Source organism: Marinobacter sp. CHS3-4 (assembly GCF_030053415.1).
GTDB lineage: Bacteria > Pseudomonadota > Gammaproteobacteria > Pseudomonadales > Oleiphilaceae > Marinobacter.
Genome location: NZ_JASGBJ010000001.1, coordinates 939659 through 959973, shown reverse-complemented (window position 1 = coordinate 959973; position 20315 = coordinate 939659). Strand labels below are relative to the sequence as shown.

Here is a 20315-nt window from a genome sequence, read left to right as displayed (position 1 = left end):
AGCCGACCGCTTTTACTCACTTACTTTGAAATATGCGTTCGTCCCAAAGAATGCCACTGTATTCTGCTTCGCCCTCATAAGCGACGCGAATCCAGGAGCCTGGCTGAATTCGCTGGTCCCGGAGCCGGACGCGAACCTTCTTTTCACTGGTCTCAGGAAAAAGATAGAGATCCTTATACCGACCAATCAGTTCAACCTTGCTGTTTGCATTTCTTTGCATTTCAACAGTCAGATCCCCAAAGCTACTGGCCTCGCCTTTTCGGTTGACTGTGACCTCCAACCTCATTCCCTCGTTATTCTCCGCCGGCAAAACCTCGACAGAAGAGATTGAAACTGCAGGCGGTTCCAGTCCAACTCGGGCAATAACCGGAAGAGAAAAGGACATCTGCATGAACAGTTGCATGCTGATGCCCTCGTTTTCTGGATGATCCATTTTAAAGCTAGACGTGGGTTCAGATGATTCCGCAACCACCTGAAGCCTGAGATGAGACCGATATTCCCCTGGCTCTATATCACCAGGAGGCCTGAAATTGAGGCGAACTGTCTGATTTTCCTGCGGCCCGACGGTAATCTGCCTGGGCGAAAAACGTATCATAGAGGCCGCAGATGGCCAGGATTCACCTTCCTCAACCGCTTCGTAGCGCCCATCGGAATTAACGCGCTTATCTTCCCAAGACAGCCTGTATGTTCTCGCCCCATCACTGGTATTGCGAAGCGTGATAGATGTTGAACGCTGGTCCATGGTCAATATCGCACGGGTGGGGCTGATCAACATTTCTGATGAAACAGAAAAGGACGTCAGAACAAGTAACAGGGATAAAAATATGCGCTTCATCGCTTGGCCTTCCTCAGAAACTCGAAGTCTTTACGGATAACATCTGAACAAACACAGAATACTGATTAGTAAGATATTTCAATAATATAGGTTCCTTCATAGGTTCCGTCCGGGTATACGATTGTCGTATCTGTCTGTTCCGTTGTGAGCGTCCCACCAACGCGAATCTCCATATATCCGTCGCTATCGGTTCTACCTTCGTTTGAGAGCAGTGTTGTAATGTCGCTCAGCACGAAATGAGGTGCAGAGGGCTCAGCCCCATTTACCAGCAAAACATCGGTAGCGTCTGGCACCACAGATAACTCTCGATTCGGAGCCGCACCAACGATAGAAATCAGTCCCGGTTCAGGATCTGACAGAGAAACAATTCGTGAATCGCCCGGGTTATCTATTCCCAATCCCCCACCAGGGGACAGAATTATACTGGCCTGATCAGCATTGGTTGTTCTGGCGAATATGGTTCCAAAATTTAGCGACTGAACGCTCTCGATATTCAGACCGGTACTAAGCGTGGCGGCAAAACTGAATTGATCGCTTACCACCGAATAGTCGTTGATATCGGGGTTCCAATAGGTAAAACGAAATTGAGCCGTCCCGTCGTACGGACCGTCCTCATAGGCCTGGCCGTTACCAGAGGTCTCAATGGTGCCACCAAAAAAAATATCGACCGAGCCATTGCTGTCCGTACGGATGTCGCCGAAGTCATAGGCAGTCACTGACAAACGCTCAGAAATAGTTGCCCCTTCAATGTCCAGTTCGGCAAGGTCAGCATCAATCTCGACGCCAACATTCGCTGGAAAACCAGTCAATCTCAGGCGGCCTGCGGTTCCCGATGAAATCAGTATAAAAGCCCCTTCAATCTGTATTCGCTCAGATCGAGAGAGAGAAAGCGAGGAAACCAAAGAATTATCGGGCACAGCCACTGTGCCAAAGTCGAGAGGCGCCAGCTCTTCAATCGCTGGCGCAGCATTCGATCGCGGCACGTAAAGCAGCAAAAGAAAAACCAGACATAAAAAAGCGCGCCCATACATGGGCACGCTTTTCGTTGACACTTCTACAGCTTTCGCTGTCATATCAGCATCTCATTATTAGAACTCAGCGGTCACCGTGAAGGTACCAGAGTATACACCATCTTCATATTCGACTCGCTCAGTCGCAGTGGTTTGACCATCGTCTGTATAGATAGTTGCGCCCATATTGAAGCCGACTTCGGTAGCCGCAAAATCCGGATTGATGGTGTACGTCCGCGCAGTTCCCTCTGTAATACCGGTGAGGTTATTCGATCCCTCTGTCGCTGAAGTCAGCTGACCAACAGTAAAGTTCGCGACCAGAAGCTTAGCAACTGCAGGATCACCGCCCGCTATCGTAAGCTCCGTTACACCGGTCTTACCGGCAATACCGCCAGTATCATCAATGTGCTCCGGAAGGGTTAGGGTAAAGTCATTGCTTGTAGCAACCGTACCTTGAGCTGGCTGAATGGTGCCGCCGAGTGACAGCAGCTTGACGTCGCCAGTGGGTCCAGTGTCTAAGGTGCCGTTTGTGAAAACGCCTGCCGGACTCATAACAAGTGAATCGACCGAGCCACTTGAAGCAGTAGCCGCAAAAATGTCACCAAAGTTCAAATCGTTGACGATTGTGATCGCCAGAGCGGACGATACGTTAGCGCTTGCGGTAAACTCTTCCGCCATTGCCGTTGAAGCGCCGAACGCCAAAACACCTGCAAGGCCCAGGCCGCCGACTTTTTTAATGATTCGCGTGTTCTGTTTCATGAGAAAACCCCTTTCGTTTCGTTTCAACCAGCCCGGAGTGCCGGATGGTAAGTCGTAAATTTTCTGTTTCGACTTTTCGGTTTGCAGTCTTTTTGTGGCTGTCCCAGTGATTAATAAAGACCGGGACCCGGCCAACTGCGACTGCCTTCATGGTGCTTAACGGACCGGATAACTAAAACTTAATACCTTCTTGAGAAAATTTCCTGAAAAAATTGTAATCACCTGTAACCAAGTTCCTAAAAAGCGGCAATTTTTTGCCGCTTTCGTGTTTTCGTCTTGTTTTGTTAAATGATGTTTTCCGGGCGCGCCTTTTAACTGGTTCTGATGCTAATCTTTTTTTCGCGATAAATTGCCAATTCATTAAAGGACTCTCATGAAAAAGACATCAGGCCAGTCAATGCCCGCTTACAACGCCAACTCCCACTTTATGACATCATTAAGTAAGGCGCCTCTGGCTGCGGCGCTTTGCCTGGTTTCAATGTCTGCCGCTGCCAGCCCCCAGGTGTTCCAGGCCTCCCGGTCTTTCGCCATGGGGGGTACCGGTGTCGCAGTTGCCCACCCTGCTACGGCCAGCATTGCAAACCCGGCCATGCTCGCGGCCGATCACCATGAATGGTCAGATGATTTCGGAATGATCCTGCCTTCAGTGAATGCCCGCTTTGCAGACGAAGAAGAGACGATTGATCAGATTGATGACATTCAAGACACCATTGATCGGTTTGAGGAGGTGCGGGATAGGTTTGTAAACACTAACCAGCCTACCGATGAAGCAGAAGCCAGAGCCATCGCAGGCGACCTCCTGAACGAGCTGAACGAATTTGATCGTGACACGGTGCGAGTCAATGCAGGCGCGGGCATCGCTTTCGCGGTACCGACCGATTCCTACTCGGTGGGGTTCTTCACCAACGCGAATGTGCAAGCCACAATACGGGGTGAATTTGATCAGGACGATGAAGAATTTTTGACAGGCATTGCTGAGGGCCCGACGGATCCGACAACTGTCGATCTAAATCAGGATCTCGAATCTCGCGGTCGTATTCTGGCTTCCGCCGTTGCAGAAGCCGGAATTTCTATCGCCCGGTCGGTTGAACTGACTAATGGCAACCAGCTGCAGGTTGGCGTGTCGCCCAAGTACGTCCAGCTTCGGACGTTTCAGTACACGGAAACCGTTTCCAGCTTTGAAGACGACAACGCCGACAGCGAAGAAAACGAAACTGAGAAAAGTGGCTTTAACCTGGACGTAGGCGCAGCCTATGCGTTCGGCGAGCAGAAAGAATGGAATGCGGGCGTGGTGGTCAAGAACCTGATCCCCATGGAGCTGGATTCCAATGCCAGCTCGGATCCTCTTAAACAGGAGCAGCAATACACGCTGGAGCTGAACCCGATGATCACTGCCGGTATTGCGCACACCGGTGAATATCATGTCGTGACTGCAGAACTGGACCTGACCAAGAAGAAGGGCTTTGGTTACGCAGACGACACCCAGTGGTTGTCTGTTGGCGCAGAGCTGGACGCCTTGCGGTATGCTCAGATCCGAGTGGGTGTTCGTCAGAACCTGGCCAGCAACGATGACAATAACGGCATCGCAGAAGAAACCCAGTTTACCGCCGGCCTTGGGCTATCAGTATTTGGCGCGCGTCTGGATATTGGCGCCCTGATCAGCGATGCTGACACGGGCGCGGCTCTTGAACTGGGAGCCGCCTTTTAATCTGGAAGCCCTGCTAACCTGTTGAAGGACATTCATGAAGGCCTACCTGGTGGGCGGCGCCGTCCGTGACGAACTGCTGAAACTGCCGGTGAAAGACCGCGACTGGGTTGTCACCGGCGCCACCCCTGGGGAAATGCTGCAACAAGGCTACAAAAAGGTGGGCGCGGATTTCCCCGTGTTCCTTCACCCCGAATCCCGGGAAGAATACGCCCTGGCCCGCACCGAGCGGAAAAATGGCCAGGGCTACCATGGCTTTACCGTTTACAGCGCGCCCGATGTGACGCTGGAAGACGACCTTAAACGCCGTGACCTGACCATCAATGCCATGGCTAAAGCCACCGACGGCACCCTGGTTGACCCCTTCAATGGCCAGCAGGATCTGGATGCCCGATTACTACGTCATGTGTCGGATGCTTTTGCCGAGGACCCCCTGCGCATTCTACGCACCGCCCGTTTTGCCGCCCGACTCCAGCCGATGGGCTTTAAGGTTGCAGATCAGACCATGACGCTGATGAAAAACATGGTTGCTGCGGGAGAGGTAGAGCATCTGGTGCCAGAGCGTGTCTGGCAGGAGGTTCAGCGTGCCTTGCATGAGAACGAACCAGGCACCTTCTTTAAGGTATTGCAGGACTGTGGCGCCCTCAATGCACTGATTCCGGAACTGGAACCGGCGGAAAGCCTGGCGGACGGTTTGAATGCGCTTCGTTGCAGCCATCAGCGCGACCTTCCTACCGAAGCCAGACTCGCAGCTTTGCTGTCACCCCTGGCATCGCTGGAGCCGGGCACCGCTGAGCACCGCGCCAGAAGCCTGAAGGCACCGAACGAATGCATTGCCATGGCAAGACTGGTTTCAGACGCCGTATCCGCTCTGACTGCCGCAAAGCCTTTAGAAGCCGATACGCTGTTAAAACTCCTGAACGACTCTGATGCCTGGCGCAAACCCGATAGATTCCAGGTTTTGCTGGGCACTCTGGCCTGCGTTCTGCCATCCCCTTCGCTGGCTAACCTGGACCAGTTGCGGCACGCTTATGAGCAATCGGCCAGCGTAAATCCCCAGTCATTGATGGCAGAAGGCTACGCTGGTAAAGAGCTGGGCGAGGCCATCCAGCGTGAACGGAAACACCGTATCCAGTTGGCCATTGATCGCGCAAAGGGAAATGCATGACTTCTCAACACCCCGTTGCTTTGATTACCGGCGCCGCCCACCGGCTCGGTGCCCACACCGCCAGACATCTTCACGGCCGTGGCTGGAATCTGGTGATTCACTATCGTTCGCGCGAAGCGCAGGCAAGATCACTGGCGGAGGACCTGAACAGCCTGCGTCCGGACTCCGCAGTGGCAATTAAAGCTGACTTGTCGCAGGCAGATCAGATCTCCCCGCTGGCAGAAAAGGCGATTGGCCAATGGGGGCGCCTGGATGGTCTGATTAACAATGCCTCCGTGTTCTACCCCAAACCGACGGAAGACGCGACAAGTGAAGACTGGGAAACGGTGATGCACACCAACCTGCGCGCGCCCTTTTTCCTGGGGCAGGCCTGCCTGCCCGCCCTTCGCGCATCCGGTGGCAGCATCGTTAATCTGATCGACATTTACGGCGAACGCCCACTGGCAAACCATCCGCTATACTCCGCCAGCAAATCCGGGCTGGCGACCCTGACAAAAGCCTGGGCCAAAGACCTGGCGCCAGAGGTTCGCGTCAATGGCGTTTCTCCAGGCGCTATTCTCTGGCCGGAAGGCGAATCAGAAATTGACCCAGAGCAACAACAGAGCATTCTCGATAGAACCCCACTGCAAAGAACGGGCGAACCCGCCGACATCGCTGGCGCGATCGCTTATCTTTTATGCGACGCTCCTTTTGTCACGGGGCAAATACTGTCGGTGGATGGTGGCCGAAGCCTGAATATGTAATGCCGCCGCCCCAGCTTTGGACTACCCAGGCTTTCGGATACAATGCCCAACAACTTTTGAAACAGCTGGAGACAAGCCATGCGTGATGTTGTAATCGCCGCCGCGAAACGTACCGCCGTAGGTGGATTCGGAGGCGGCCTGTCCAGCCTGCGCGCCGATCAACTGGGTAGCGCCGTCATCAAGGCCCTGCTGGAAGAAACCGGTGTGGCGGCAGATCAGATTGATGAAGTGATTCTCGGTCAGGTTCTCACCGCAGGCTGCGGCCAGAATCCCGCCCGTCAGGCCTCCATCAACGCCGGTGTGCCAGCCAGCGTACCCGCCATGACCATCAATAAAGTCTGCGGCTCTGGCCTGAAGGCTGTGCATATGGCGGTACAGGCCATTCAGTGTGGTGATGCTGAGCTGGTGCTGGCAGGAGGCCAGGAAAGCATGAGCCAGGCGCCTCACGTTCTGCCCAACAGCCGTAACGGCCAGCGCATGGGCAACTGGAACATGGTTGACACTATGATTTCCGACGGCCTCTGGGATGCCTTCAACGATTATCACATGGGCGTAACGGCCGAAAACATTGTTGAAAAATACGGCATCACCCGTGAAGAGCAGGACGAGTTTGCCGCTGCGTCACAACAGAAAGCCGCTGCTGCCATGGACGCAGGCTACTTTGATGGTCAGATCGTTCCGGTATCCATTCCCCAGCGCAAGGGCGACCCCATTATTGTGGATAAGGACGAAAATCCGCGCGCCGGCGTCACCGCCGACAGCCTCGGCAAACTTCGCCCTGCCTTCAAAAAAGACGGCACGGTCACAGCCGGTAACGCATCGTCCCTGAACGACGGTGCCGCCGCTGTGATTGTCTGCAGTGCTGAAAAGGCACAGGCGCTGGGCCTGACACCATTGGCCACTATTCGCGCCCACGCCAACGCCGGTGTTGATCCCACCATCATGGGCACCGGCCCTATCCCGGCAAGCCAGCGCTGCCTGCAGCGGGCCGGCTGGAGCGTTGACGATCTGGACCTGATCGAGGCCAACGAGGCCTTTGCGGCCCAGGCGATTTCCGTGAATCGCGATCTGGGCTGGGATGTGAACAAAGTGAACGTCAACGGCGGTGCGATTGCCCTTGGCCATCCTATTGGTGCCTCCGGTTGCCGAATTCTGGTAACACTGCTGCATGAAATGACCCGTCGGGATGCCAAAAAGGGCTTGGCCACCCTGTGCATCGGCGGCGGCATGGGCGTAGCCCTGGCCGTGGAACGCTGATACTCAATGCTGAATGTGGTGCTTTATGAGCCTGAGATTCCGCCCAACACTGGCAACATCATCAGGCTTTGCGCCAACACAGGCTGCCGGCTGCATCTGATTGAACCGCTCGGGTTTACCTTGGAGGACAAACAGATGCGGCGGGCCGGGCTGGATTACAGCGAATACGCCACCGTAACGGTGCACCCTGACTACCAGAGTTTTCTGGAGACGGAACGCCCCCAGCGTTTGTTCGGGCTGACCACCAAAGGCAGCCATCACTACCACGAAGTCGCCTTTCAGAACGGCGATTATTTGATGTTTGGCCCGGAAACCCGCGGCCTGCCCGCAGACATTCGGGAGTCCCTGCCCCCTGAACATCGCCTGCGGGTTCCCATGCGCCCCGAAAGCCGCAGCCTGAACCTGTCCAACACGGTTGCGCTGGTGGTTTACGAGGCCTGGCGGCAAACCGGGTTTGACGGCGCTGTCTGACTCGCCACCCGGCCGGTGGGAATCACCATCGGATACCCTTCCGGCAAATGGACAATCCTGGCGTGAAAACCATAAACCAGCTTGAGATTGGCGGGCGTCAGCACCTGCTCTGCCCTGCCGTCCAGAACGCATCGCCCGGATTCCATAAGCATCAGGCGGTCTCCAAACTGCGCCGCAAGGTTCAAGTCGTGCACGATGGCAAGGACGGCCATGTCTCGCTTCCGGGCGAGATGCCGTACCAACTCCAACACCAGTTGCTGATGCGCCGGGTCCAGCGCCGACGTGCATTCGTCCAACAGCAACAGGCTCTCCCCGGGGCAGTCAACGATTTGTGCCAGCACCCGGGCCAGCTGAAGCCTCTGTTGCTCACCACCTGACAGACCGGGCACCATTCGATTCACCAGATGCTCAAGCTCCAATGCTCGAAGCAATTCCAGGACCACCAGATCATTTACCGGTGCACTGCGTGGCCTGCCCAGACGCACCACTTCTTTAACGGTCAGCGGGAAATTAACGTCCACCCGCTGCGGCATCACGGCCCGGCGCCGGGCCAGGCGCTGTGGTTGCCAACGGGTCAGTTCGCAGCCCGACAGCAATACGCTGCCGTGATACTGGGTCTCACCGCTCAACGCCTTCAGAAACGTCGACTTGCCCGCGCCATTGGGGCCCAGCAGCATCACCAGTTCACCCGCGCCCAACTCCAGATCAATACCCGTAACAATGCGCGTTCCACCCAGGGACACATTCAGATTCCGAACCGAGAGCATGATTAAATCACCTTTGTTCTGAGGAGCAATGCCAGGAAGAAAGGCCCGCCGATCAAGGCCATCATCAGGCCGATGGGCAGTTCGGCGGGAGACACCACCACCCGCGCAACCGAATCGGCCGCAACCAGCAGCGTGCCACCCAACAACGCACTGAGGGGCAGCACGACCCTGTGACTGGCCCCGAGGAGCTGACGCACAAGATGGGGGACCACCAGCCCGACGAAACCAATCAACCCGCTGACCGCGACTGCGGCGCCGACGCCAAGGCCGACCACCACAATGGCCACCTTTTTTACGGTGTCGGTGCGATAGCCAAGGTGGCCCACCACCGATTCCCCCATCAGGAAGGCGTCCAGCGGCCGAATCAACCAGGGTGTGGCCACCAACGCCAGAATCATAAACGGCGCTCCGACCAGCAGATCACGCCAGGTCGCATGGCCAAGACTCCCCATGGTCCAAAAGGTCAATGAACGCAATTCTTCATCGGTGGCGTAAAAGGTCAGCAATCCCGTCGCCGCACCAGCCACCGCGTTGATGGCGATACCGGCCAGCAGTAATGTTGCAACCGAGGTCTGCCCGGCACGGTTGGCAATACGCCAGGCCAGCAGAACCGTGCCGCTGCCACCGACGAACGCAGCCACAGGCAAAGCCCATTCGCCGGCAAAGGCAAGCCAGCCTCCCAGCCAGGTGCTGCCCAGTACAATCACCGCGATTGCTGCCAGCGATGCGCCGGCGGACACACCAATCAGGCCCGGGTCCGCCAGAGGGTTGCGAAACAACCCCTGCAGAATGGCGCCAGATACCGCCAGCACCGCGCCCACCAGAAACCCCAGCAAGAAGCGGGGCAGACGGACTTCGATCAACACCATGGAGGCCACCGGATCTGCCGCGTCGCGACCCAAAAACACGCTTGCAATGTCAGCCACCGCCAACGGATAAGCCCCGATGGTTATAGACGTTATGGCGGCGATTACCGCCGCGCACGTCATCAGTCCCACCGACGGGCCAAGCCGAAGCCGGCCAGCAGCGTCACGAATCATTGGCCGCCACACTGGATGAAACCGGCAGTACTTGATTCAGCTCGGCCATTGCCTGCGGCAGGCGTGGACCAAATCCCAGAAGCAGCATGCCATCGGCCACCAGACGGTGTCCCGATTGCCATGCTGCCAGTCGCATGACACCCGGCCAGTCTTCAGCATTGAACTGTCCCGGTGTGGATTCAGCCACCACAATGGCATCCGGTCGCGAGGCCAGGATGGCTTCACGATTGGCGGGCTTGTACCCCATGATTCCGGAGACGGCGTTGTCAGCGCCCACCGAGTCAAGCAGGGCTTCAGCGGCCGTACCCTTCCCGGCCAGCATCACCGAATGGTTGCCGGCAGCCAGAATGAACAGCACCTTGGGCCGGAAACCCCGTTTCGACGCCAACGCCTGAGTTTTCTTAATGTCGGCTCTGAGATCACGGGTCAAGCCATCGGCCTCTTCGCTTCTTCCCAGCAGCTGGCCAACCCGTTCAATGCGCTGCATTGCCGCCTCGGGTGTCATTGCCGAAGGCAGCTTTTCTACCTTCACACCAGCCCGGGACAGTCGTTCGAGGTTTTCCTGTGGCGCGGCCTTCTCTGAAGTGATCAGCATATCCGGTTTCAGCGCCAAGACGCCTTCAAATGGCAATGCCCGCAGGTAGCCCACTTTCGGCAAATCGTCGGTCGCCAATGGATAGCTGCTGGTGGTATCAACACCGACCAACAAGGAACCGGCACCAAGGCGATAGACAGTCTCGGTAATGGCGCCGTCGGCAGTCACGACACGCGGTTCTTCCGAGGCGCCGGAAAGCGGCGCACCCAATAAACCAGCGATGGTCGTCAGCACAGCAAAAAACCGAATCATGAAATGGCCTCCAGACTCGCCGCCCGCTCCCTCCAGAGTTCAGATTCAGGAATACCCGGCTTGCGCTCTCCAAAGACAGTCAGCACCAGTTCACCGTCAGCGTTGAACGCTTCCAGCGACGTGATGATTCCATCCGCCGAAGGACGACGAACCAGCCACCAGCGTTTGATGGATTCGGTGTTGGCGTGCAGATTGAAGCCCGGATCCAGCACATTCATCCAGGGCCCGGTGCGGCGGATATTCGATACCTTGCCGGTAAAAATCTGCACAATGCCCGGGTTGCCCACAAAAAACATCGCCGGGCATTGATTGTCCTGCAGCAGTTCCAGCAGGCGGTCCAGCACGTCGCCATCGGAACGCTCCAGTTCAGTCGACCATTCCCCTCGTAACAGTTCCAGAGCGGTCAGGCGGTCTGTGCCCGCCCGCTTGAGCAACGCGCCGAAATGGTGAACGTCTTTGAGCTCGCCCCAACCTTCCCTCAGCACGTCGGCTTTCACGTCTTCAGCCCTGGCCCGCTCAGGAACCGGGCGTTTTCCCTGGGGTGCAAACGGCTTGGGTTCGGCATCGGAAAAATTCTGCACCAGACTTTCCCAGGCGTCTGGCCGGGTATCCGCAATACGGTAGATCTTGTGAACGGCCGCCCCGTAATGATCAAAAAACTGCAGGCTTTCCCTTAACCCGGATCGCACCTGCTCCTGCACCCGGTAGCCGAACGCCCAGTGCTTGAAGAAAACACGGACATCCATCTCGCCAACCGCCAGGCCCATAGCACCGGACTTGCCGGTGGTGAAATCCTTGAAAGTGCCCGTCACTTCATGAACCACTTCGTTGTTGCGGGTCAGGATCATCACTGGTCCCACGCTTTCCATGGCTTTCAACAAGTCACCAAACCGGTCTTGCAGAGGAATGAGAGCCTTTCCACCACGCAGGCGAACCAGCTCCATTTCACTGACGCCCAACTCATCCGCCATCTGTCGGATTCGCATTTTCGGCGCCTCGTTCTGCAGCGCCTGGAAGCGCGATGCAAGGGTCTGATCTGCCGCTTCAGCGGCCATCACTACGTGTTCCATGATTTACTCCGAAGCCTGTTGAAGTTCGACGGGGATCCAGCGCACTGTGGGCTGGCCACTGCCACCGTTTTCGTCGTAATAGCCGATCACCTGCAGCGCCCAATCAGTGGAATCGGCGTCGTTGACGTCTGCTTTGATCAGGAACGTGCGGAAATTTGGCCAGATTTTGTGCTGGTTGGCCAGGTTGTAGGCGTACCAGGTGTTGTCCGTGAACACGCCACCGGTGGCATCCGTGTTGTAGATCTGGGGCACGCCCGGGTCGCTGTTGGTGTCGTCCAGCTCAGCCCAGGTCATGACGTCGGATGCTCCGCCATTGCCGTTGCCAGAAACGCCACTGTTGCTCTTGAGATCCAGGGAACGCCCGGTGAAACCGACTTGCATATCCCAGACATCGCTGGTGGCGCAATCAACCACGGCTGCCGCGTCGAAATCAAAACAGATATTTCCGCCGTCGTAGTCTGCGGGCGGTTCAAAAACCACCGGAGTCTCACCGAATGAGGTTTCACCCTGGCCCTGCACGTCGAATTCAAACGTGAAATCCTGAATACCGGTTCCCGCCCGGGTGGGAAAGTAGAAATCCACCACCCGCATGCGGGCGAAGCTGTTTCCTTCCGCAGATCGAACCAGATAACCAACGTCCGGAAGTTCCGTTACGACTGCAGTATCCCTGTCGTATTGCGCCCAGTCGGTATAGCCACCAAAGGCACTGACAAACTCATCTTCCTGCCAGCTTCCCGGCTTCTCCAGAATTCCGAGCAAATGCTCTTCTTCAGAATTTACCGTCGCATTGGTGAATACACTGGCTCTGGGCTGGCCGCTCCCGTCATAAAAGTCATCCTGAGGAACCGCCAAAGCACCGCCGACATTACCACTGCCTGAGGCACCACTATTAAGCTTCAGGCTCAATCGGTCGGCTGCAAGGTGCCAGTCGCCGCTTTCATCCACCATTTGGCCCGTGTCGAGATTCAGATACACGGTTTCGGTGGCCGCTGGCATGAGCATCCGGGAGAACTGCGAGGAAGACAGCTCCTGATCATTGCTCTCGATAGTGTCATCACTGCCGCCACCGCAGGCAGCAAGAGCCATGGAAGCCAGGCCGATAGCTGGCATCTTGGGATTAAAGGAACGCACTGAATTCTCCTTGTTCATTCGATGGATCAGGTTACTGGCTACCAAAAGACACACTCAGCCCGGCATAGGCGAACCGCCCTGCGACCGGCCTGAAGTCTTCACTGGCATTGGAAAAATCGCGCTGGACATCGGTAGCGTTATCCACACCACCAAATAGCCGCACTTGGCTGGACATTCGGTAATTCAACTTCAGATCGGCGGTGGTATAACCGGGGGACCTGGTGCCCCGATCGGCATCGACAAACTCGTCACTCTGGTAGCGAATGCGAACGCTCCAGTTCAGGCCTCGCGCAAACAATGGCCCGTCGACGCCCAGATCGATCTGATGTCGGGGTACCTTATTCAGCTCACGACCCGTTTCCAGATCTTCCGTATAGGTCAGGGTATAACCGGTGGTGATCCGCCAACGATCAGCAGCTTCCCAGCCCGCGGTGGTTTCCAGCCCCCAGGTGCGGGCTTCGGCCACGTTTTCGTAGCGAAATTCCTGTACACCATTGTTGATCACGCCGGTGTCGTAAGTCTGGATAAGCTGGTCGATGTCATTCAGAAACGCATTGGTTTCCAACCAGGCCAGACGGTTCCAGGACACGCCTCCACCCAACTGATAACTGACGGACTCTTCCGGCTTGAGCCCCTCGTCACCCTGAACAACGTATCCAAGCTCGCTGTGATCAAAACGGTAGTAACGTTCTTTGAGGTTAGGGACCCGATAACCGGCACCAACGCCGCCGCGGATAAAACCGGCTACCCCGTTTGACCGGGCCAGGTCATAGCGCGCATTGATTTTCGGCGCAACGTGAGCACCGAAGTCAGAGTCATTCTGAACACGGAATCCGGGTACAAGCTCTAGCTTGTCGGTCGGCATCCAGGTGTCCTGAGCCCAGATATCCTGCCCTTCGCGCTGCTGTTTACCGTCACCCTCAAGCTCAGACACGCCGTCTTTGATCTGCTTGAGAGATTCTCTTTTCAGATCCACGCCACCCTTTAAAAGGTGAGTGGAACCCAGGTTTTGCTCCAGATTGGCCGATACTTTCGAAAGGACGTGTTCGGCGCTCCGATCATCGAAGCTGCTGTTCGCGTTGAACTTGACGGTATCGTCGTTCAGCACTTCATAGACCGCTGACCATCCGCCACGGAGCGAACTCACGATCTTGTGGTCGCCTGACATCACGAGCCGCGAGCGCTCGACCGTCTCGTCTTTTCGCTGGTTATCAAAGTTCGGTGGGTTGCGCTCGACGTAACGCGAAACAGATTCTTCCTCGAAGCGGTTGAGGCTTGCTCGGATGCGGTGACCTTGGGCAGCCAACCAGTCCGCCCTGAGTTTGAGGTCGTTGCGATCAAACTCATCCCCGGGCATTGCCCAGTCTTCAGGTTCAGGATCCACCCCATCGCTATGCTGATGGGAGCCGGACAACCGCATTGAGAGTGCATCGCTCCCACCCTGAACATTGGCCCGAACACTGTAGCGACTGGGTTCATACTTTTCGGCGGAGGGATTCTGGTCACGGTAGGTGCCAGAGTCGGTGGTCAGCTCACCAGACAATCCGGGCTGGGGCGGCCGGGTAATCACGTTGACCACGCCGCCCATAGCGGAACTGCCGTACTGGGCGGACGTGGCACCTTTCACTACCTCAATCCGCTCGATATCCAGTGCCGCCAGCTGACTGACATCCACTGACGAACCAGTAGTTGCCGTCATGGGCAGCCCGTCGATCAGTACCAGAACCCGGTCAGACGAGACACCCTGCAGCCATACTTCAAAACCCGCCTTGCCGTGAATCGCTCTCAGCTGAAGGCCCGGCACATTCACCAACGCTTCCTTCAGGTTGCGGGCATGGGTTTTCTCTATTTCTTTAGCGGTGACAACCTCTGTGCGAACCGGAGTGTCCAACAGTCGCCGCTCTGAACGAGTCCCCGTGACAACCAGTTCGTCCAGATACCGGGTTCCATCGACTTCAACAGGTTGTGTCTGCGGGAGGACGGCAGAAGAAAACAACAGGCTGGCCGGCACACTGCAAAGCACCAGCGATTTCGAGAGCACACGCATAATCAAACCATAGGTCATAACTTTAATGCGAATGATTCTCGTTTGTTTTATAATTTAAGTCAATGGCGCAGCCAGGAATTTCCTATAGACACAAAAAAACCGGCCGAAGCCGGTTTTAGTCGTTCCCTGCTGATCGCAATCAGTGGGTCTGCTTTTCTTCGCTGCCAGCAGCCTCTTCCTGCTTGCGCTTCAACGCCTGGGCGTAAATGGCATCGAAGTTCACTGGCGCCAGCATCAGTGACGGGAAGCTGCCTTTGTTAACCACCCCATCAATTGCCTCACGGGCGTAGGGGAACAGAATGTTCGGGCAGTAGGCGCCAAGCATGTGGCCCAATTGCTGGCCTTCCACGTTTTTGATCATGAACACACCAGCCTGCTGGATCTCCACCAGATAAGCCGTTTTGTCATCAATCTTGGCTGTGACGGTCAAAGACAAAACCACTTCGTACTGACCCTCGTCACCCAGCTTGGTGTGGGAGGTATTCAGATCCAGGTTAACCTGTGGCTTCCACTGGTCCTGAAACACGACCGGCGAGTTCGGAGATTCGAACGAAAGGTCCTTCAGATAAATACGCTGCAGTGCGAACTGCGGCTGGTTCTGGTTTTCGTTGCCTGCTGCGGCCTGATCATTTTCAGCCATGCTCATTCCCTTCTTGATTGAATACGCGTCTTAAGATTATTTTTTAACCAAAGGCAGATTGCTGCCTCTCCAGTCGGCAACACCGCCATTCAGACGGACTACGTTGGCAAAGCCTTCCTCTTTCAATTGCTTCACAGCCATTGCCGAATGCTGCCCCATCTTGTCCGCCACGATGATCTGCTTGTCCTCGTGCTTTTTCAGCTCGGATGCCCGGCTCTTCAAGCTGTTCAGCGGAATATTGATAGCGCCGGTGATGCGGCCCTCGTTGAAGTCTTTGCGGTCCCGGATATCCACAACAATGGCTTCATCCCGGTTAATCAGGCTGACCGCAGCTTGCGCAGATATCTTCTGACCACCACGGCGAGACTCCAGAACGATCAGCGCAATCAACAGCGCCACAAACAGAGACACCAGAATGTAGTGATTAACCGCGAATTCGAACACCCGTTCCATGAAACCACCTTGCTGCAAAGTTAGGAGCCGGATTATACACACCCTTGGTCAGTGACAGAAGGTGACCCAACTGGCCGCAGCAGTCGAATAGGTTTAGAATTGCGCCTGCTTTAACAACTTTACCGATTCAATGATGGACTGAGTGATGACTGCCAAGCGAAAGCCGACTGCACTGATTATTCTCGATGGCTGGGGCCACCGTGACCCGGCGGAAGACAACGCAATCAGCTCCGCCAACACCCCGTGCTGGGACAAGCTCTGGCAGGACAACCCACGAACGCTGATCAACACGTCAGGCAAATACGTTGGCCTGCCGGAAGGCCAGATGGGTAATTCCGAAGTGGGTCACATGAATCTCGGTGCAGGCAGAATTGTTTATCAAAGCCTGACCCGCATCGACAAAGACCTGGAAGACGGCACCTTCACAGAAAATAAAGCTCTGTGTGGCGCCATAGACAAAGCCGTCAGCGCAGACCGCGCGGTTCACCTGATGGGCTTGCTGTCACCGGGCGGGGTTCACAGCCATGAAGATCACATTCTGGCCGCTGCCGAAATGGCCGCTCAACGGGGTGCAAAACAGGTGTTTATTCACGCCTTCCTCGACGGCCGCGACATGCCGCCACGCAGCGCCAAGCCTTCACTGGAAAAAGCCGCCGCCAAACTCAAGAGTCTGGGCGTTGGCCGGGTCGCAACCATTGTGGGCCGCTACTTCGCCATGGACCGGGATAACCGTTGGGATCGTGTAGAGCAGGCGTATAACGCCATGACGCTTGGCGAGGCAGAATTCACGGCCAAGGACCCAATCAGCGCACTCGACAACGCCTATGAGCGTGGCGAAAACGACGAATTCGTGAAAGCCACCCGCATCATGGACACCAACGATTCGGACGCCTCCATCAAAGACGGCGACAGCGTCATTTTCATGAACTTCCGCGCCGACCGTGCTCGCGAAATGACGCGCTGCTTCGTGGAAAAAGATTTCGATGGTTTTGAGCGTCGCAAACACCCGGAGCTGGCGGATTTCGTCATGCTTACCGAATACGCAGCTGATATCAAAACCACCTGTGCTTACCCGCCCGAGCAGCTCGTTAACGGGCTTGGCGAATATGCCTCCAATCAGGGCAAAACCCAACTGCGCATTGCCGAAACTGAAAAGTATGCGCACGTAACCTTCTTTTTTAATGGCGGGCTGGAAACGCCGTTTGAGGGCGAAGAGCGCATTCTGGTGCCCTCGCCAAGAGTAGCCACCTATGACCTGCAACCGGAAATGAGCGCACCGGAAGTCACCGACAAACTCTGCGACGCCATCAAAAGCGGCAAGTACGACCTGGTGGTGTGTAACTACGCCAATGGCGATATGGTTGGCCACACCGGCAAGCTCGACGCGGCCATAAAGGCTGCCGAGTGCATTGACCAGTGCGTCGCCCGTATCGCACAGGCGCTTGAGGAAGTGGGTGGCGAAGGCCTGATCACGGCCGACCACGGCAACTGCGAACAGATGACCGACCCCAACTCCGGGCAGGTTCATACGGCCCATACCATCGGGCCGGTGCCTCTTATCTATGTTGGCCCACGCCAGGTATCCCTGATTGATGACGGCGCCCTGAGCGACGTCGCCCCGAGCCTGCTTGCCCTCATGGGCATGGAGCAACCTGCCGAGATGACCGGGCACAGCCTGGTACGCATCGGTTGATTCGCTTCCCGTTGCTGGCGCTGGCACTGTGTTTGGTCGCCACGCCAGCGCTGGCAGAGCAACAGGTCACCCCTGGCCAGATAAAAGCGCTTCAGGAAGATATCTCTGAAATCGACGAGTGGCTGGATGAAGCCGAAGAGGATCGCTCATCTCTTGAGCGTCAGCTTGCCGATCTGGAAAGGCAAATTAGCCGCCTGACACGCGAACGCCGGGAACTGCGAATACAGGCAAGCCAGCAACAGGCGCGTCTGGCCCAACTGGACCAGAAAGAACGAGAGCTGGTGCGCACCCTGGACAGCCAACGGGACAGCCTGAAAAAGCAGATTCGTGCTGCCTGGATGGAAGGCGACGCTCCCGCCGTCAAGGTCCTGCTGAACGAGATTGATCCGGACAAAATTGCCCGCACGATGACCTATTACGAGTATCTCAGCCGGGATACGGTCGACAGGCTTGAAGCGTTTTCGGCCAACCTCAAACAGCTGAAAACCACTCGCCAGGAACTGCAGGCGGGGAAAGCCAGGCTGGCAAGGCTAGAGCAAGACGTAGCCGACCGGCGCCAGAAGCTTACCGCCAGCAAAAACCAGAGACAGCAAACCCTGGCCTCCTTGAAAGCTGAGATCACCGATCGCCTGGATGAACGGGAACAACTGGAAGCCGACCGCCAACGACTGGAGAAACTGCTCAAGGAAGTGGAGCAAGCCATTGCCAATATCCCTTCGCCCAATGAGTCTGCACCCTTCAAGTCATTGAGAAGCAAACTTCCCTGGCCCGCCAGCGGAACCATTGTCAGCACCTATGGCGCCCCCTATGCCGACGGCAAACTTCGTCGCAGCGGCACACTGATCAACACCGATGAAGCCGCCGACATCAAGGCGGTTCATTATGGCCGCGTAGTATTTGCCAACTGGCTGCGCGGCTTCGGGCTGATGACCATTCTCGATCACGGCGATGGCTTTATGACCCTGTATGGCCACAGCAGCAGCTTGTTCACCAGCCCCGGTGACTGGATTGAAGCCGGCGAACCCATTGCCCAGGCCGGTCGGACGGGCGGCACCGAAGACCCGGCCGTGTATTTCGAGATCCGCCACGACGGTAAGCCGGTCAACCCCGAGGGTTGGCTTATTAATCGCTAATGCCATGCGACCCGACACCGCCCGAAAGGCTGACAAATCAGCCTGATAACGCCATACTGTGGGGCATTGCATGGGAACGAACCAGCCACCGGAATAACACAGGACATGTGAATGAGACGGTCCAGAAGTAACCAGCACTCCGTAATCTTTCGCGCGCTTGCTTTTGCCACCTGCCTGACCACCTTACCCGGCCTGGCTCTTGGCCAGCAGGCAGAAGAAGACGCTCAGCATCTGCTGGAAGGCATCGAGGCTGGCGAATCCGTCAACATCAAACTACCCGATCCGGAAAAACAGCTGCCCCTGGAAGATCTGCGCAAATTCGCCGAAGTCTTCGGGCGCATTAAGGATGCTTACGTCGAGGAAGTTGACGACCAACAGTTGTTGGAAAGCGCCATCAAGGGCATGCTTTCCGATCTCGACCCTCACTCCACCTATCTGGCCCCGAAAGACTATGAAAAGCTGGAAGAAAGTACCTCTGGCGAATTCGGCGGTCTGGGCATTGAAGTGGGCATGGAAGACGGCTTTGTAAAAGTCATCTCTCCCATCGACGACACCCCTGCACAGAAGGCCGGAGTTCAGGCCGGTGATCTGATCATCAAACTGGGCGATCAGCCGGTGAAAGGCATGTCGCTTGAAGAAGCCGTGAAACTCATGCGCGGCAAGCCAGGCACAATCCTGACTCTGACGATCATGCGCGAAGGCCGATCAGCGCCCATCGAAATCGACGTCGAGCGTGACATCATCAAGGTCACCAGCATCAAGAAACGGATGATCGAGAACGGCTACGGTTACGTGCGCATCACCCAGTTCCAGGCAGACAGCGGCACGCAGTTCACTGACGCCCTGAAAGAGCTGGAAAAAGAACACGGCCAGGCCCTGGACGGACTGGTCATCGACCTCAGAAACAACCCGGGCGGCATTCTTCAAGCCGCCGTTGAAGCGTCTGACGCACTGCTGAACGAAGGCCTCATTGTTTACACAGAGGGCCGAATCCAGAGCTCTCGCCTTCGCTTCAATGCCAAGGCCGGTGAAATCATGCCTGACACGCCCATTGTGGTGTTGATCAACGGCGGTTCTGCCTCGGCCTCTGAAATCATGGCAGGCGCACTTCAGGATCATGAACGTGCGGTCATCATGGGTACCCAGTCCTTCGGTAAAGGCAGCGTCCAGACGGTTATTCCGCTGGATGAGACCCACGCCATCAAGATGACCACCGCCCGTTATTACACGCCGGACGGCCGCTCGATTCAGGCCAAAGGCATTCGTCCGGACATCGAAGTAAAACCGGCGGAGCTGACCGAACTGGACAGCCAGCCTTTCTTCACCGAAGCAGATCTTAGCGGACACCTTGAAGGCCAGAACGAAGACGAAGACAAATCGTCAGAGAAACAGGCCAAGTCTTCGACCTCTCCTGCCGATCGGGATTTCCAGCTGCGCTCTGCGCTGAATCTTCTGAAAGGCCTGCACATTCTCAATAAACGGGACATGGCCGATCACAGCGAGAAAGAAGGAGCCGGGGATTGAGGAAGCTTCGCCTCTTTCTATC

The 20315-nt window shown here is 56.3% G+C and carries 19 protein-coding genes; 8 read left to right on the top strand and 11 right to left on the bottom strand.

Annotated features, from left to right (window positions below):
• Positions 1-16: 16 nt before the first annotated feature.
• The 3 genes from QLQ17_RS04425 to QLQ17_RS04415 form a co-directional block, all read right to left on the bottom strand.
• Positions 17-835: a fimbrial biogenesis chaperone gene (locus QLQ17_RS04425; protein WP_283208326.1), complete on the bottom strand. Its 819-nt coding sequence runs from the start codon at positions 833-835 to the stop codon at positions 17-19.
• A 65-nt stretch (positions 836-900) separates the two neighbouring features.
• Positions 901-1908: a DUF4402 domain-containing protein gene (locus QLQ17_RS04420; protein WP_283208325.1), complete on the bottom strand. Its 1008-nt coding sequence runs from the start codon at positions 1906-1908 to the stop codon at positions 901-903.
• Between the two features lie 15 nt (positions 1909-1923).
• On the bottom strand, positions 1924-2604 hold the full coding sequence (locus QLQ17_RS04415; RefSeq protein WP_283208324.1) for a hypothetical protein: 681 nt from the start codon (positions 2602-2604) through the stop codon (positions 1924-1926).
• A 427-nt stretch (positions 2605-3031) separates the two neighbouring features.
• Between QLQ17_RS04415 and QLQ17_RS04410 the strand changes: the two genes are divergently transcribed.
• The 5 genes from QLQ17_RS04410 to trmL all read left to right on the top strand — a co-directional run bounded on the left by QLQ17_RS04410 (position 3032) and on the right by trmL (position 7948).
• Positions 3032-4312, top strand: a complete 1281-nt coding sequence (locus QLQ17_RS04410) for a conjugal transfer protein TraF (protein WP_349306788.1) — start codon at positions 3032-3034, stop codon at positions 4310-4312.
• A gap of 34 nt (positions 4313-4346) precedes the next feature.
• Positions 4347-5477, top strand: coding sequence for a tRNA nucleotidyltransferase/poly(A) polymerase-related protein (locus QLQ17_RS04405; protein ID WP_283208322.1), 1131 nt, complete (start codon positions 4347-4349; stop codon positions 5475-5477).
• Positions 5474-6220, top strand: a complete 747-nt coding sequence (locus QLQ17_RS04400) for a pteridine reductase (protein ID WP_283208321.1) — start codon at positions 5474-5476, stop codon at positions 6218-6220. The genes QLQ17_RS04405 and QLQ17_RS04400 overlap by 4 nt, the downstream gene beginning before the upstream one ends.
• Before the next feature lie 78 nt (positions 6221-6298).
• A complete protein-coding gene (locus QLQ17_RS04395) occupies positions 6299-7477 on the top strand; it encodes an acetyl-CoA C-acetyltransferase (RefSeq protein ID WP_283208320.1) in 1179 nt (392 codons plus the stop codon).
• 6 nt (positions 7478-7483) lie between these two features.
• Complete coding sequence (gene trmL / locus QLQ17_RS04390) at positions 7484-7948, top strand: tRNA (uridine(34)/cytosine(34)/5-carboxymethylaminomethyluridine(34)-2'-O)-methyltransferase TrmL (protein ID WP_283208319.1); 465 nt, start codon at positions 7484-7486, stop codon at positions 7946-7948.
• Here trmL and QLQ17_RS04385 read toward each other — a convergent pair.
• The 8 genes from QLQ17_RS04385 to QLQ17_RS04350 form a co-directional block, all read right to left on the bottom strand.
• Positions 7906-8715, bottom strand: coding sequence for a heme ABC transporter ATP-binding protein (locus QLQ17_RS04385; protein ID WP_283208318.1), 810 nt, complete (start codon positions 8713-8715; stop codon positions 7906-7908). The two genes, trmL and QLQ17_RS04385, sit on opposite strands and share 43 nt — an antisense overlap.
• Before the next feature lie 2 nt (positions 8716-8717).
• Positions 8718-9755, bottom strand: a complete 1038-nt coding sequence (locus QLQ17_RS04380) for a FecCD family ABC transporter permease (RefSeq protein ID WP_283208317.1) — start codon at positions 9753-9755, stop codon at positions 8718-8720.
• Positions 9745-10602 carry a heme/hemin ABC transporter substrate-binding protein gene (locus QLQ17_RS04375; RefSeq protein WP_283208316.1) on the bottom strand — a complete coding sequence of 286 codons (858 nt, stop codon included), beginning with the start codon at positions 10600-10602 and terminating at the stop codon, positions 9745-9747. Before QLQ17_RS04375 ends, QLQ17_RS04380 begins: the two co-directional genes overlap by 11 nt.
• Complete coding sequence (locus QLQ17_RS04370; protein WP_283208315.1) at positions 10599-11672, bottom strand: hemin-degrading factor; 1074 nt, start codon at positions 11670-11672, stop codon at positions 10599-10601. Before QLQ17_RS04370 ends, QLQ17_RS04375 begins: the two co-directional genes overlap by 4 nt.
• 3 nt (positions 11673-11675) lie before the next feature.
• Positions 11676-12803: an HmuY family protein gene (locus tag QLQ17_RS04365; protein WP_283208314.1), complete on the bottom strand. Its 1128-nt coding sequence runs from the start codon at positions 12801-12803 to the stop codon at positions 11676-11678.
• Between the two features lie 31 nt (positions 12804-12834).
• Complete coding sequence (locus QLQ17_RS04360) at positions 12835-14868, bottom strand: TonB-dependent receptor plug domain-containing protein (RefSeq protein WP_283208313.1); 2034 nt, start codon at positions 14866-14868, stop codon at positions 12835-12837.
• 121 nt (positions 14869-14989) lie between these two features.
• Entirely contained in the window at positions 14990-15490 is a 501-nt protein-coding gene (gene secB, locus QLQ17_RS04355) for a protein-export chaperone SecB (RefSeq protein ID WP_283208312.1), read from the bottom strand.
• 36 nt (positions 15491-15526) lie between these two features.
• Entirely contained in the window at positions 15527-15943 is a 417-nt protein-coding gene (locus QLQ17_RS04350) for a rhodanese-like domain-containing protein (protein ID WP_283208311.1), read from the bottom strand.
• Between the two features lie 145 nt (positions 15944-16088).
• Here QLQ17_RS04350 and gpmI point away from each other — a divergent pair, with 145 nt between their 5' ends.
• From gpmI to QLQ17_RS04335, 3 genes are all read left to right on the top strand, one after another.
• Positions 16089-17636, top strand: coding sequence for a 2,3-bisphosphoglycerate-independent phosphoglycerate mutase (gene gpmI, locus QLQ17_RS04345; protein ID WP_283208310.1), 1548 nt, complete (start codon positions 16089-16091; stop codon positions 17634-17636).
• Complete coding sequence (locus tag QLQ17_RS04340; protein WP_283208309.1) at positions 17633-18769, top strand: murein hydrolase activator EnvC family protein; 1137 nt, start codon at positions 17633-17635, stop codon at positions 18767-18769. The genes gpmI and QLQ17_RS04340 overlap by 4 nt, the downstream gene beginning before the upstream one ends.
• Positions 18770-18880: 111 nt before the next feature.
• The gene (locus tag QLQ17_RS04335) at positions 18881-20293 is read left to right on the top strand and encodes a S41 family peptidase (RefSeq protein ID WP_283208308.1); all 1413 of its coding nucleotides are present in this window, start codon (positions 18881-18883) and stop codon (positions 20291-20293) included.
• Positions 20294-20315 lie beyond the last annotated feature (22 nt).